Origin of the sequence: Bradyrhizobium sp. CCBAU 11361 (genome assembly GCF_028128935.1) — a bacterium.
GTDB lineage: Bacteria > Pseudomonadota > Alphaproteobacteria > Rhizobiales > Xanthobacteraceae > Bradyrhizobium > Bradyrhizobium niftali.
In genome coordinates this window covers 1-14,168 of the sequence record NZ_LBJZ01000129.1, presented here as the reverse complement: position 1 = coordinate 14,168, position 14,168 = coordinate 1, and the positions used below count along the sequence as shown (strand labels likewise).

At 61.4% G+C, this 14,168-nt stretch carries 14 protein-coding genes and 1 pseudogene; 8 read left to right on the top strand and 7 right to left on the bottom strand.

All coding sequences use genetic code 11. From position 1 onward, the window contains the following. Nucleotides 1-197: 197 nt before the first annotated feature. Complete coding sequence (locus XI08_RS11085) at nt 198-1,691, bottom strand: FAD-linked oxidase C-terminal domain-containing protein (protein WP_271574419.1); 1,494 nt, start codon at nt 1,689-1,691, stop codon at nt 198-200. Between the two features lie 228 nt (nt 1,692-1,919). Here XI08_RS11085 and cycA point away from each other — a divergent pair, with 228 nt between their 5' ends. Beyond that, on the top strand, nt 1,920-2,315 hold the full coding sequence (cycA, locus tag XI08_RS11080) for a cytochrome c-550 CycA (protein ID WP_135176469.1): 396 nt from the start codon (nt 1,920-1,922) through the stop codon (nt 2,313-2,315). A 118-nt stretch (nt 2,316-2,433) separates the two neighbouring features. Here cycA and XI08_RS11075 read toward each other — a convergent pair whose 3' ends face one another. Next, entirely contained in the window at nt 2,434-3,390 is a 957-nt protein-coding gene (locus tag XI08_RS11075) for an alpha/beta fold hydrolase (RefSeq protein WP_271574418.1), read from the bottom strand. A gap of 344 nt (nt 3,391-3,734) precedes the next feature. Here XI08_RS11075 and XI08_RS11070 point away from each other — a divergent pair, with 344 nt between their 5' ends. Then, the gene (locus tag XI08_RS11070; RefSeq protein ID WP_027546063.1) at nt 3,735-3,917 is read left to right on the top strand and encodes a hypothetical protein; all 183 of its coding nucleotides are present in this window, start codon (nt 3,735-3,737) and stop codon (nt 3,915-3,917) included. Between the two features lie 12 nt (nt 3,918-3,929). Here the strand turns inward: XI08_RS11070 and XI08_RS11065 are convergent, their stop codons facing one another. The 3 genes from XI08_RS11065 to ykgO all read right to left on the bottom strand — a co-directional run bounded on the left by XI08_RS11065 (nt 3,930) and on the right by ykgO (nt 5,240). Next, nucleotides 3,930-4,190, bottom strand: a complete 261-nt coding sequence (locus XI08_RS11065; protein ID WP_271574417.1) for a hypothetical protein — start codon at nt 4,188-4,190, stop codon at nt 3,930-3,932. A 161-nt stretch (nt 4,191-4,351) separates the two neighbouring features. Continuing rightward, nucleotides 4,352-4,993, bottom strand: a complete 642-nt coding sequence (locus tag XI08_RS11060; protein ID WP_271574420.1) for a tetratricopeptide repeat protein — start codon at nt 4,991-4,993, stop codon at nt 4,352-4,354. Nucleotides 4,994-5,114: 121 nt separating this feature from the next. Next, nucleotides 5,115-5,240 carry a type B 50S ribosomal protein L36 gene (ykgO, locus tag XI08_RS11055; protein ID WP_006611362.1) on the bottom strand — a complete coding sequence of 42 codons (126 nt, stop codon included), beginning with the start codon at nt 5,238-5,240 and terminating at the stop codon, nt 5,115-5,117. Between the two features lie 304 nt (nt 5,241-5,544). Here ykgO and XI08_RS11050 point away from each other — a divergent pair, with 304 nt between their 5' ends. After that, a complete protein-coding gene (locus XI08_RS11050; RefSeq protein ID WP_011090280.1) occupies nt 5,545-6,429 on the top strand; it encodes a 4-hydroxyphenyl-beta-ketoacyl-CoA hydrolase in 885 nt (294 codons plus the stop codon). 133 nt (nt 6,430-6,562) lie between these two features. On the opposite strand, the pseudogene XI08_RS11045 reads toward XI08_RS11050, so the two are convergent. Both XI08_RS11045 and XI08_RS11040 read right to left on the bottom strand, forming a co-directional pair. Then, a pseudogene (locus XI08_RS11045) lies at nt 6,563-7,056 on the bottom strand (GlcG/HbpS family heme-binding protein). A gap of 581 nt (nt 7,057-7,637) precedes the next feature. Further along, the gene (locus XI08_RS11040; RefSeq protein WP_271574416.1) at nt 7,638-8,015 is read right to left on the bottom strand and encodes a response regulator transcription factor; all 378 of its coding nucleotides are present in this window, start codon (nt 8,013-8,015) and stop codon (nt 7,638-7,640) included. Nucleotides 8,016-8,471: 456 nt separating this feature from the next. Here XI08_RS11040 and XI08_RS11035 point away from each other — a divergent pair, with 456 nt between their 5' ends. From XI08_RS11035 to XI08_RS11015, 5 genes are all read left to right on the top strand, one after another. Then, nucleotides 8,472-9,743 (top strand): PAS domain-containing sensor histidine kinase, encoded by a 1,272-nt coding sequence (locus tag XI08_RS11035; RefSeq protein WP_271574415.1) that lies wholly within the window; start codon nt 8,472-8,474, stop codon nt 9,741-9,743. 33 nt (nt 9,744-9,776) lie between these two features. After that, complete coding sequence (locus XI08_RS11030; protein ID WP_271574414.1) at nt 9,777-10,865, top strand: ABC transporter ATP-binding protein; 1,089 nt, start codon at nt 9,777-9,779, stop codon at nt 10,863-10,865. An 80-nt stretch (nt 10,866-10,945) separates the two neighbouring features. Beyond that, nucleotides 10,946-12,124, top strand: a complete 1,179-nt coding sequence (locus XI08_RS11025; RefSeq protein WP_271574413.1) for an ABC transporter substrate-binding protein — start codon at nt 10,946-10,948, stop codon at nt 12,122-12,124. After that, the gene (locus tag XI08_RS11020; RefSeq protein WP_271574412.1) at nt 12,124-13,023 is read left to right on the top strand and encodes an ABC transporter permease; all 900 of its coding nucleotides are present in this window, start codon (nt 12,124-12,126) and stop codon (nt 13,021-13,023) included. The genes XI08_RS11025 and XI08_RS11020 overlap by 1 nt, the downstream gene beginning before the upstream one ends. Further along, nucleotides 13,020-13,862: an ABC transporter permease gene (locus XI08_RS11015; RefSeq protein WP_271574411.1), complete on the top strand. Its 843-nt coding sequence runs from the start codon at nt 13,020-13,022 to the stop codon at nt 13,860-13,862. The genes XI08_RS11020 and XI08_RS11015 overlap by 4 nt, the downstream gene beginning before the upstream one ends. Nucleotides 13,863-14,168 lie beyond the last annotated feature (306 nt).

Genomic DNA, 14,168 nt, shown 5'->3' with positions numbered 1-14,168 from the left:
AGGTGGCATAGGTTGCCTTCGGCAACCGTTCTTAAGGACGCCGAAGCGAAGCTTCGGCTGTGGCGCCGGATGAGGGGTCGCTTCAGCGAACTCAACTGCAAGCGGTTTGCGCGGAGAGATACCCCTCACCCGTCTCGCCGCTCTGCGGCGAGCCACCCTCTCCCGCAAGGGGAGAGGGTGCACCGTCACCGCTGCCTTCAGAACCGCGGAATATCCGGGAACGCCAGCTTGCCCGCGTGCACATGCATGCGGCCGAGCTCGGCGCAGCGATGCAGGGTCGGAAACACCTTGCCGGGGTTGAGCAGGCCCTGCGCATCGAAGGCGCATTTCAGCCGCTGCTGCTGGTTGAGGTCGATCTCGCTGAACATCTCGCCCATCAGGTCGCGCTTCTCGATTCCGACGCCGTGCTCACCGGTGAGCACGCCACCGAACTCGACGCAGGCGCGCAGGATGTCGGCGCCGAAGGCCTCGGCCCGCTCGATCTCGCCGGGCTTGTTGGCATCGTAGAGGATCAGCGGGTGCAGATTGCCGTCGCCGGCGTGGAACACGTTGGCGCAGCCGAGCTGGTATTTCTCCGAGAGCTCGCGGATGCGCGCCAGCGCCTTCGGCAGCGCGCCGCGGGGAATGGTGCCGTCCATGCAGAGATAGTCGGGCGAGATGCGGCCGACGGCGGGGAACGCAGCTTTGCGGCCGGCCCAGAACAGATTGCGCTCGGCCTCAGATGTCGAGATCTGGCAGGTGGTCGAGCCGCAGGCGTTCGCGATGGTCTCGACCCGCGTGATCAGCTCGTCGACCTCGATCTTGGGACCGTCGAGCTCGATGATGAGCAGCGCCTCGACATCGAGCGGATAGCCGGCATGGACGAAGGCTTCCGCGGCGTGGATCGCCGGCTTGTCCATCATCTCCATGCCGCCGGGAATGATGCCGGCGCCGATGATGCGCGCCACGCATTCGCCGGCCGCCTCGACCTGTGCGAAGCCGACCATCAGCGCGCGCGCCGTCTCCGGCTTTTGCAGGATGCGCACCGTGATCTCGGTGATGACGCCGAGCAGGCCTTCGGAGCCGGTGATGACGCCCATCAGGTCGTAGCCGGCGTTCTCGCACCCCTTGCCGCCGATCCGCAGGATCTCGCCGCTCATCAGCACGATCTCGCAGCCCAGCACGTTGTTGGTGGTCATGCCGTATTTGAGGCAGTGCACGCCGCCGGAATTTTCCGCGACATTGCCGCCGATCGAGCAGGCGATCTGCGACGACGGATCGGGCGCGTAATAGAAGCCGGCATGCGCGACCGCCTGGCTGATCGCGAGATTGGTGACACCGGGCTCGGTGACGACGACGCGGTTGTCGAAATCGATCTCGCGGATGCGCTTGAACTTGCCGAGCCCGAGCAGCACGCCGTCTTCGAGCGGCAGCGCGCCGCCTGAGAGCGACGTGCCGGAGCCGCGCGGCACCACCTTGATGCCTTGGGCGGCACAATATTTCAGGACGAGCGCGACCTGCTCGGTCGTATCGGGCAGCACCACGACCATCGGCGGCTGCCGATAGGCGGTCAGCCCGTCGGATTCATAGGCCCGCATCTCGGCGGCGCTGTCGATCACGCCCTCGCCTGATACGATCGCGCGCAAGGCGGCGACGATCTCGCTGCGACGCGCCAGCACCGCCTGATCGCTCGCGGGCATCATGATGGCCATGTTACGAAACCTTCGTCCGGCATTGGAATTTGTTCCGCCAAATCAATCACGTCTGCCCGCTCTTGGGTAGGTCCTCCGAAGGTCCCATTGCTTTGTTGCAGCGCAAGTTCTCTCTGGGGCAAGTCTGCTACCACGAAACCTGTCAAGATTTCGCGGCTTGTCCCCTTGCAGCGGACCTGCCAAAACCACGACCCTCAATCTGACCCGGGAAGAGACGAAGAGCATCCTATGACAAAATTGACTTTCGCCGCGCTGGTTGCCCTCACCGTGACTGCCACCGCACCCGCCGCGATGGCGCAGGATGTCGCGGCCGGCAAGACGTCGTTCAACAAATGCCTGGCCTGCCACGCGATCGGCGAAGGCGCCAAGAACAAGGTCGGCCCCGAGCTCAACGGCATCAACGGCCGCAAGTCGGGCAGCGCCCCGGACTACAGCTATTCGGACGCGAACAAGAATTCCGGCATCACCTGGGACGAAGCCACGTTCAAGGAGTACATCAAGGATCCGAAGGCCAAGATCCCCGGCACCAAGATGGCATTCGCCGGCATCAAGAACGAGACCGAGATCAACAATCTCTGGACCTTCATCTCGCAGTTCGACAAGGACGGGAAGATCAAGCAGTAAGCGCGCGAGAGGCGGCCGCCAGAGCTTCGGTTCCGACTGAATCAGAACCGAAGCTCAGGCTTCTTGTTTTGACGCGTTTTCTTCACGCGAACCGGTATCCACTTCGCTCGAAAACGCTTTAATCGGCGGCCGCCTGCGCCGGGACGATTGTATCGATCATCGTCTCGATCTCCGTCTTCACCAGATCCGGCACCGCGTTCTGCACCATGTGGCCGAGATCGGGCAGCACGATCAGCTTCGCATTCTGTACGGTCGCGGCGAACGGTCGCGCGTGGATGCTGGTCTTCACCGTCTTGTCGGGCTCGCCGGCGATGATGGTGACCGGCGCCTTGATCTCGCCATAGCGCGCGACTTGCGCGGCGACGGCTCCCTTCAACGTCACCAGATCATAGGCATTGGCGATGAACTCGCGCGGCCGCAGCAGCAGCGGCGTCGCGGAGTCCTGCACGAAACCATCGGGCATGGTCTGCGGCAGAAACACGTTGCGCGCCCCGGACTCGGCGACGACGTAGCCGAGCGGCAGCGTGATGGTGTAGGCGAGCAGCGGGCCGATCACGGGCGTTGCGATGAGCTCGTTGTAGCGGCCGACGCCGCCGCGCCAGGGATGGGTGACGGGCGCCAGCATCACGAGGCCGGCGACGCGGCCCGGATGATCGAGCGCGAGGCGCGCGCCGAGCGCCCCGCTCCAGGAATGCACGACGAAGACCGCACGATCGATTCCGAGCTTGCCGAGCGCCTCGTCGATCATCCGCGCCTGGATCTGCGGCGTCGAATCCTGCCGCCGCGCGCGCGTGCTCCAGCCATGACCGGGACGGTCGATCAGGATGACGCGATGGTCTTTTGCCAGGAGATCGCCGAGCGGGCGCCGCATCGCCTCGAGATTGGAGCTCGCGCCGTGCAGCATCACGATCGGCAGGCCCGAATCGCGCGGGCCGATGTCGACGACGTGGAGCGTCGCGCCATCGACCTCGATCATCCGGCCCTGAGGTGGAAAGGCGCGTTGCACGGCGACGATTCCGGCCTGCGTGACCAGCGCCAGCAGAACCAGCGCCGTCACGACTGTCATCACGATCATGGAGAGAATCCGGACGATCCTGGGCACTCGGTCATAAGCCACTTGGTGATTACGGGCGTGGCACGCGGCAGTTTCGCCCCAGCCGCCTCAGCACTTCCACCGGAAATGAGGGGCTGTGGATATGTGCATAATTGAGGGTCGGAAAAACTCAATAGAATCAATGATGTTCCTGATGGCACGCAAGCTTCGAACCAGCTTCATGCGGTCGTCATCGCGGCTTCCATATAATCGCCATGGTCGGTTCCGCCATTTAGGCGCGGGTGGGCGCCGATCCTCCTCGCAGCCTCAGGAGATGCGGGAAAGACCGGCAAGATTTGTCCTGGTTTGAACCGGAGGATTTTTCGATGAGCTTGAGATCGAACGACACTGCAATCGACGAGATCGTCGCGAGCTGCAACGGTGACCTGCGCGGTGCCGTGCGGGCGCTGCTCCTGATCAACGAGCATCTCGAGACGGAGCTCGCCAAGGCTTACGCCGCAGCAGCTGATCGCGGCCTCGCAGAGCGCGGCGGCAGCGTCCTGCACTAGGCGGGCCAGACTCTAGTCCGTCTTGTCCTCGTTCTTTTCGTCGTCGGGGTTGACCGCGGGACAGGCGCGGATGGTCGAGCGGGCAAGCTTGGCGTCGGCCATGGACTTGTAGGGACCATCGCCGAACCAGATGTCGCCGATGATGACCGGATTGCTGGTCACGATGTTGCATCTGCCGGTGGCGCGGTTGCCGACCACCCAGAACAGTCCGTCGGCGAGACTCACCGTTCCCGACGCGAGCAGCAAGCTACCCGCAAAAATCAAACGCTTCATGGCTTTGCTCCTGCCATGCAGGTAGGCCTGCGGCCGCATGGACGATACCCCAGCTCATGCGACGCGTATGATCGTGGTTAATCCGCGTGCGCCGCAATCGCTCGGGAAATGTTCAAACTATCCCGTTACGCTGGCGCGGCCCTTCGGGTCCGGATCGTGCTCTAGATGTCGCGGCCTTCGACCTTCTCGGTCAGCGACTTGACCTGATCGGGGATCTTCTCGAGGTGCGGATTGACGGCGAGCGCCTTGCGATAGGCCTCGAGCGCGCGCTTCTCGTCGCCGACCTCCTGCATGATCATGCCGAGCCCCGCGAGCGCGCCGAAATGGCGGGGTTCGCGGATCAGCACTTGCTGGATGTCGGCGAGCGAGCGGCCGTAATCGTTCTGCATGTAGTAGAGCGTGGCGCGCCGGTTCCAGGCCTCGATGTAGTCGGGCCGCAGCTTGATGACCGAATCCAGCAGCTTGATCGCGACGTCGATCTTCTGGGCATCGACGGCGGTCTTGGCCCGCGCCATCAGCAGCGAGGCGGTGTCGCTCGGGGTCTGGAGCCAGATCGCCCAGATCCGCGCCTCGACATGCTTGGCGCTGGCATCGTCGGGCGCGGCCTTCAGCGCACCGAACAGGAAATCGAGATTTTTGCTGCGATCGACCTTGGGCAGCTTGGCCGGCGCTTCGGGAAGCTTCTTCTGCTTGCCGGGAGGGGGCGGCGGCTCAACTTGCTGCGCCGCGGCCGGAGCGAGGCCGGCGGTTCCCAGAGCAAGGGCCAGACACAGGGTGCGTGCGAAAGGGAATCTCACTGCCAGGAATCTCGCTGCCATGACCGAAGTCTAGACGCGCAAAGCCGCCCTTGCAAAGCAAAGGCGGCGTCAAACTCGTGTGAGACCGTGGTCTTGCGGGGCGCGCGGGGCGTCCGGCAGGGCGAAATCAGCCCTGGCGAGCCTTGAAGCGGCGCTGCACCTTGTTGATCACATAGACCCGGCCCTTGCGGCGGACCAGGCGGTTGGCGCGATGGCGACCGCGCAGCGATTTCAGCGAGTTACGGACCTTCATGGCAGAATCCTGAACGTTCGAAAGGCCGTGTTCGGCACTACCGTTTCGGCACGCGCGAATGTGGCAAAATGAGATTTTTCCCGCTGGCGGACGACCGCCCGGGACGGGGCGGTTCTTAAGGCATCGCGGGAGGGGATGTCAATGTTAACCGCCGGGTTCCGAACCAGCAAATTCGCGAAAACAACCCCATGCACAGTAGAAGCGGCCGGATCGGCCCGATCCCCAAGATCGATAAGCTACGGCCATGCCTTGCCAAATTCGTTATATCATATAATCAATTTGGCAACCCGTCGGGAGGAAACCAATGCCGAAGCTGAAGCTGCCCAATATCGACGATGTCGTCGCGATCGACATCCACACCCACGCCGAAGAGCCCTGTGGCTGTCACGCGGACGACGGCTATGACGACTTCCAGGCGCAGATGGCGGAGTACTTCAAGTCGCCGAACAAGCATCCGCCGACGGTGCCGGAGACCGCGGCCTACTACCGCTCCAAGAACATCGCCGCCGTGATCTTCCCGGTCGATGCCGAGCGCGAGACCGGTTTCCGCCGCTACAACAATTACGAGATGCTGGAGGTCGCCTCCGACCATCTCGACGTCCTCATTCCCTTCGTCTCGATCGACCCGCACAAGGGCAAGCTGGGCGCCCGCGAGGCGCGCAAGCTGATCGAGGAATACGGGGTGCGCGGCTTCAAATTCCATCCGACCATGCAGGGCTTCTATGCCAACGACCGCATGGCCTATCCGCTCTACGAAGAGATCAACAATGGCGGCGCGATCGCGCTGTTCCACACCGGCCAGACCGGCGTCGGCTCGGGCATGCCCGGCGGCATGGGCATGCGGCTGAAATATTCCAACCCGATGTACATGGACGACGTCGCGGCGGATTTCCCCGATCTCAAGATCATCCTCGCCCACCCCTCCTTCCCCTGGCAGGAAGAGGCGTTGTCGGTCGCGACCCACAAGCCGAACGTTTATATCGACCTGTCGGGCTGGTCGCCAAAGTACTTCCCGCCGATCCTGGTGCGCTACATCAACTCGATCCTGCAGGACAAGATGTTGTTCGGCTCGGACTGGCCGGTGATCACGCCGGATCGCTGGCTGTCGGATTTCGCCAAGATCGACATCCGCGACGAGATCCGGCCGAAGGTGCTGAAGGCCAACGCGCGCAAGCTTTTGGGGATCTAGGCGCGTGCTCATCGCCACGGCGCATCGAGGGCTTCGACCGGTTGCCGAAGCCCTCATGCTCACGCGCGCAAGGGCTCAGACTCGCTGATGCGGCGCTAGCGGCTTTTTCGACGCTGAGGCGGGCAAGGCGGCCCTAAAACTCCAGCTTGTCGCGTATGGCGTCGATTCCGGCCCTGGCGCAGGCTTCGTCGGCATCGCCGCCAGGCGCCCCGGACACACCGACGGCTCCGACCAGCGAACCGCCCGCTTCGACAATCAATCCGCCACCTATGATGACCACGCCGGGGAGATTGCGGATGCCTGCATCATGCCAGGTTGGCTGACGGCATTCAGTTCGGTGGTGCTGGTACGGAATGTTGCTGCGGTCCACGCCTTGCCCGAGGCCGTCGAAACGGTGTGAGCGCCTGCGAACCTGTCACGAAGGATCACCTGCGTTCCCCCGAAGCGATCGACGACCGCGACGGCGACCTGGTACCCGCGTGATCTGCAATCGCCAAGCGCTGCCCGGGCCAGATCAAGCGCCAGCTCGGGACTCAGGGATTTGTAGGTCGCGAGCGGCTCCTGCGCCATTGCCGGGTGCGCGAGCATCAACAGGACGGTGGCCGCAAGCAGGGTTCGAGCGAACATGGTTTCTCCGACGTCAGCGGGTCGACGCCGACCTTAACCTAGGGCGTGTACTCATAACGCGCAGAAGTCCGGTCTTGAAGGCTAAGCGGAAATGTTCCGCTCGGTCAGCGCATTGCCGCTGGTGACACTTTGCCGACGTGCCGAGAACCAGAATACAATGGATCATGCCAAACACGCCGCCGCTTACCATCGTAATTCGCATACCGGACGTGGCTCTCTCACGTTCCGATCTGAACGCCTCGTTGGGGCTACAAGTCGACCGGTATAAGGCGTCGTCTGGGCGGGCGTATGCTCAGATCGATATTGCAGATCACGGAGATCAATGGTCCGCTGCTCTCGACCGTATCCAATCAATTCGCGCCTTCATTCCGGGCTGGATTCCGGAGGTGCGATTGGAACGCCGAGCTTGGACGTAGCTATGGCCTTTCCCCATTCGTCGTTGTCTAAGTCTTTGACCATTCCGCCCAACTAGCCGCGGCTGCGGGTCAAGCGCTGACTGATTATTGCTGTAATTCATGTGAAATTGCGCAAGCTTGCTGAGTGTGGCGCTCGGCTCGCCAGAACGCCCCCGAGAAATGCGCTCAACTGTTGGACCGGTTGAGGGCGCGATCGACACATTGAATGAGGGTCTTTCCGTCGAAAGGCTTCTTGAGAAAGCAGATCGCCCCACCCGCGATCGCCCGCTCCTGGATTCGAAGATCCGGAAAAGCGGTAATAAAGATGACAGGCGTTCGATGATGTGTGGACGCCAGTCGGGTCTGCAACTCGAGACCGTCGATGCCCGGCATCTGAACATCAGAAATGACGCAGGACGTTTCGCCAAGTTCCGGCGACTGCAGAAACTCTTCAGCGGACGCAAAACCCCGGGCAGCGAATCCGAACGCCCTAATGAGGTTTGCCGTCGAGACGCGAATGGATTCATCGTCATCGACAATCGCAATGAGAGATTTTTTTGCCATTGCTGGGTGGTTTTAGAACACTGGTGGTGTCTGCACAAGACTGGGGACTCGACGAGGCCAGAGCTGCCGCAAAGCAAAGCACTGGCTTATCAGGATTTGCTATCGGCGCCTCGCACCCGCCCAACACCCTCGCACCGCGGACCAGCGGTTGTAGATCAATCGGCTTTGCACGTTTGGGGCACGCGGTTGCAGAAATTCATTCTTCGCAAAGGGCCTTGCGGCCTAACTTTCGGCCACTGCACAACCAATCACACAGGAGGCTCGCAAGCCGGATGAGTGTTGGTACGGACCTACCATCAGCAAAGCCTCCGTGCCGATCCGCACGCGATTGAATACCAGCCAAAATCGTAGTAGCATCCGTGCCTTACTGCATCAGCGTCATCGTGGCGGCCGCAAAGTGGACGCGGATGGCTGCTACGATATGAGGTCGTACAGCCGGTTGGCCCGAGCACCCCAATGTCGCAACCGGAATTTGAAGCGCACTACGCCGCACTGAAGCGCGAGATTGATGCTCTTGAGGCAGACCTCGCGAAGCCAAAAGCACGCAAGCATTTTGCAGACGTGCGGCAGCGGATCGAAACGCTCTACGAGACGTTGCGAGAGAACCATTTGCTCCTGCACACCGTCCTCGAAAACAGCGCCGCGAGTATTTACGCCAAACGCAAAGATGGTCGCTACACTTTCCTCAACCGAGGCATGGAGATGCTGTGCAACGTGACTCGGGAGCAGTGCCTCGGCAGAACAGACTTTGACGTGTTTCCCATAGAAATCGCCCAGCAGTATCGAAGCAATGACGTCGCCGCCATGATGACGGGCAAGCTGTCGGAATCCGAGGAAATGTCGAAGACACCTGCAGGTGACCGGTTGCTCCTGTCCAAGAAGGTGCCGCTGATTTCCGACGCCGGCGAAGTCCAGGGAATTTGCGGCATCTCGACCGACATAACGGACCTGCGACGGACCGAACGCGCCCTGCGCGAGGCGGTTGAGACGCTGCAGCGCGAACGAGACAACAAACTGCTGAATGTCGAGGCGGCCACAGCGTCCATCGCCCACGAAGTACGCCAACCCCTGACGGCCATTGCGACAAACGGCGATGCGGCAATGAGCTTTCTTGAAATGACGCCACCCGATCTTGACGAGTTGCGGGCGATTCTGACTCGGATCATCACCGACTGCCATCACGCGAGCGAGGTCTTCGACAGCATCAGTGCCCTGTTTAAGAAGGTCGATCACAGCCGAGGACCGGTCGATGTCAACGAGATTGCACGTGGCGTACTACAATCGCTTTACGGACAGTTGAGGGATCACGGCGTCGCGACCGAAACCGAACTTGCATCCGATCTGCCGCTGGTCGACGGGCATCAGGGTCAGTTGCGACAGGTGGTCTTCAACCTGGTCCACAATGCGATCGATGCCATGGCCACCACAACGGATAAAACACGCCTGCTGCGGGTGAGCACACAGCCTCGGGATCGCAACACAATCGTGGTCGCAGTTGAGGATTCAGGACCTGGGATTGATCCTGGACGTTTGAACAACATATTTGATGCATTCGTCACGACCAAAGCGAATGGAATGGGATTGGGCCTCGCGATCTGCCGCATGATCGTTCATCGTCACGGCGGTCAACTCTCGGCATCGTCAGACGGCAAGACCGGCGCGCGCGTCCAATTCGTTCTGCCGGTCGGTTTGGTGGATACTGCACTCGCGCGCAACGTTAGCCATTGACTGTTTCGGTTTTCTGGCGAACGAGGAGGCCGGATGAGTTCGCCAGCCGCAATAGCGCTCGATCGTGTAACCAAGGTCTACGACAAGCCTGTCGTGTCCGACATTTCGTTGGAGGTGCCGGAGGGAAGCTTCGTCACGGTGCTGGGGCCTTCTGGCTCTGGCAAAAGCACGATATTGCAAATGATCGGAGGCTTCCTGCAGCCGACCGCAGGCCGTATTCTCTTCGCCGGTACGGACATGACGGCGCTTCCGCCCAACAAGCGGCCATGCAACACGATCTTTCAGGACCTCGGCCTGTTTCCGCACATGACTGTTGCCGAGAACGTCGCCTATGGTCTCAAGGTGCGTGGCGTCGACCCGGCCACGCGGCGCAAGTGCACGACGGAGATGCTCGCTATCGTTGCCCTTGAAGGCTACGAGAGGCGCCGCATACACCAGCTTTCCGGAGGCCAGCGCCAACGCGTGGCGCTGGCCCGAGCGCTGGTGCTCGACCCTGCTGTTCTTCTGCTCGACGAGCCATTGACGGGGCTCGATGAGCGATTGCGCCAGCAACTGCGCGGCGAGATCAGTCGTCTGCACCGACGGCTCGGCGCGACCATCCTTGCCGTCACTCACAATCAGGATGAGGCTCTGTCTCTAAGCGATCGAATTATCGTTTTGCGAGCGGGCCGCATCGAACAGATCGGTACGCCGCGCGAAGTCTTCGAACGACCGGCCAATGCCTTCGTCGCGCGGTTCGTTGGGTTCGACGCAATATTGAAGCCGGAGCGCGTCGATTCCGGCATTGCCGACTGGCACGCGCGCGTCGCCGGACGAGATATCCGCTGTGAACCGCCCGTCAGCCGTGACCCGGCGAACGATTATGTCCTGGTCCTCCGACCCGAGCGGATCAGAATCGCACACCCAAAAGAACGAAGTGATCTCGGGCCGCTCACGGTCATTTCCACCGCCTACAAGGGCCGAGACGTCGAGGTTGAGAGCCGCTTGGTTGACGGTCAAGCGCTCAAGTTTCTCATCTCCGCAGATCCGGGTGTCGCGGTACCCGCATCAGGGAGCAGCATCGAGATTGTGTGGGAACCCATGAAGCCGCTGTTGCTACCGGACGCGCTGGTCGAGCCCTGATATCCGCCCAGCGCCGCCTCTGCGAAGGCGCCTGAACTATGATATGCATCAAGCCGGGAGGCTCCCGAGGAGCTTGGACAATGGCGCACAGCATCGGGAATGGCTCTCCACCGGGCGTATTCTCCCAGTTAACACGCCGCCAGCTTGTTCAGAACGGTGTTCTTGGCGCTGGCGCGTTGGCAGTCGGAAGTTTGGGCCTACCGCGCGCCGCCCGAGCGTTAGATGGGATCAATTTTTGGGCAACCGGCACGCTCGATATCGGCGACGACGGCTGGAGAACCTTTGCAAACGACAGCGGTGTCAAAGTCGAATTCACCGATAACGGCAATGACCCGGGGCCGGTCGTTGCCAAGCTGGCGGCTGGCAACGCAAACGACATTTATGATGTCGCAGGGCTCCAGGGAGGCAGCGAAAAGGAACTCGCGAGACGCGGCCTGATTGCGCCCTGGGACATTTCGCAAATCCCGAATTATGCGAGCGTGTGGCAGTGGGCGAAGGACATTCCCTACCTGACCCACGATGGCAAAGCCTACGGAATTCCGACCGTCATCAATGCCGATTCCATCATCGCCATAAGAGACAAGGCTGGCAGCGTCGACAGCTACGGCGCCATCTTTGATCCGAAGCTGAAGGGCAAGACCGCCATGGAAGACGCCTGGATCAACAGCGTCATCTTTACCGCCATTTATCTGAAGAACTCCGAGAATGCGAAGATTGCCGAGCCCGGCAACCTGACCGCTGACGAGCTCGGGCTGGTCATGGAATTCCTGATCAAGCACAAGCGGGACCGCCAGTTCCGCACGTTCTGGAACGGTTGGGAACAGGGTCTCCAGCTCTTGGCCAACCAGGAGGTCTGGGTGATGACCGGCTGGGAACCCATTGTTTACGCCGCGCGGATGCGGGGTGTCGATTGCTATTATGCCGTGCCGAGGGAAGGCTACGAGGGATGGGCTAACAATACCATCCTGCTGAAGAGCGCGGTGGTCCGCGGGCGTACAAAGGCGGCCCATCAGTTGGTCAATGCCCTTTTCTCGGGATTCTACGGCTGCAAGCTCGGCCTGCTGCGCGGCTACGTCGTTCCCACCGACAACAACGTCGCCTACGCGACGGCTCATGCGAATGCTTTCGATCCGGCGGGCGTCCGGAAACTGGCCGACCATGTGAAGCAAAAGTTTGCCGGCAAGATCTATTGGCAAAACACCCGGCCGGACAATTTCCAGCTCTACGAAACATGGTGGCAGAGATTGAGGAACGCGTAGTGCCTCACGAACCGGGGCTCGGCGAAAGCGTGGGCGCCCGCTGGCGGCCGGCGGGCTTCTTTCTCGCGCTCCCGTCGCTCGCGGTCTTTGTTGGGGTGGGCTTCATTCCACTGGCACTGATCGCGACCTGGAGTTTCTGGAGCTTCGATCCGGATACCTACTGGATCAAGCCCGTCTGGTCGTTCGCGTCGTATGCGGCCCTCCTCGAGAACGGACGAGCAACCGTCTTTCTGCGCACGGCGGGCCTCGCCGCACTGACCGCTACGGCTTCCACGCTGCTCGCAGTTCCGGCCGCGGCGGTCGTCGGTCTGTTGAGCGGACCACGCCGGGCTGCGCTCCTCCTCGCACTGTTCACCATTCCATTCTTCACGAGCGGTCTCGTGCGCGCCTTTGCATGGCGCCTTGTGCTTGGTCGGCAGGGCGTCATCAACAACGCGCTAATGAGCCTAGGAATTGTGGAGACTCCGGTCGAATGGCTTTTGTTCTCCGATTTTGCGGTCCTGCTGGGGATGGTCGCCGCCTATCTGCCATTCGCGATAATTCCCATTGTGCTGGCATTCGCGCGGATCGAACATTCCGTGATTCGTGCAAGCCAGGACCTTGGTGCAGGTTTCTGGACCGTGCTCGCAACCATCGTCTTACCGCTCGTCCTGCCAGGAATCGTGGCGGGCTTTTTGTTCGTATTCGTCGTCGCCGTTGGCACGTCGATGGAGATCCAGCTTCTTGGAGGGGCTGGTGCTTCTTCCATTTCCATCATGATCAACGATGTACTGAGAGTGGTGAATTTCCCCCTCGCTTTCGCCATCGCTACGGTTGTCATCACTCTGCTCACCGTCCTCGTCATCATCGCGAATCGCGCGCTCAGGCTGTCGCGCCTGTTCGAAAGCCTGGGCATATGAGCTTCGATGCAATCATCAGGGGACGCACCAGCGGCGGCCGGCTTTTGTTCACCACTATCACGGCGCTGAGCCTAGCAATCATGTATGCGCCGGTACTGTACCTGCTGCTTGCATCGCTGAACTCGGACGCGCAGCTTGGACTCGTTCCGCCGAGCCGCTATAGCCTCAAATGGTATTTTGCGCTGCTCGACGATGGCCGCCTCGCCGGGGCTCTCAAGGAAAGCGCGCTGGTTGGGCTCGCAACAGCCGCACTGGCGACGCCGATCGGCCTGTCTGCTGCGCTCGCCTACCGGGCGATGGCGCGCCTGCGCGGCGTATTCCTCCTCGTCATTCTCTCGGCCATGTTCGTCCCGGGTACGATTGAGGGCCTCGGTCTGTCGGCGACGCTGAGAGTTGTCGGTCTCGCCCCATCTTGGGTCACCATAGCAATCGGACATCTTCTGTGGACGCTGCCGTTCGCCGCTGTGGTCTCGCTCATCGGCCTCTCAGCGGTCAGGCCCAGCACCATCGCGGCGGCCCGCGACCTCGGCGCCGGGCCGATACGGGCCTTCGTCGACATAACCCTGCCGCTTATGCGCACCAATCTCATCTCAAGCTTCGTCTTTGCATTTCTGCTTTCACTGAACGAGCAGGCGCGCGCCTACTACCTGGCCGGTCGCCAGAACACGCTTCCGCTTTATATGTTCGGCGCGATGAATTCGGGTGCCTCGCCGACAATCTACGCATTTTCAGGCGCGATCATCGTCGTCTCGATCGCAGTCGTCTCCCTGGTCTTTGCCGGCCTAGTGGGGCAGCAGAGCCGAAGGCCGCGACAAGCGCCAGGCAAAACCAGCTATTGAGGCTGCAATCGGCAGTTGTCATTCTGCCCATTAAACGGCCAACTCGCTAAGATAGTCGCCGATTCTTTGCGGCTGCGGGTGAGGCAGGGATGGACGTTCAATTGTCCGTGTTACAGACAGAGTAACGAGGTCGCCTATTGGCCCAACGCGGAAGTCCTGCGACGTCGCTTTCGCGCCGCTATCGGGGCATAGCGGACGTCTAAAGGCGTCCCGATTAATGAGTACACGCCCTAGTCATCTGGAACGCAAGTTCGTCACATTAGTTGATAGCTCGAATCTCTACACAGGAGAGAGCTCGTGGCGAAT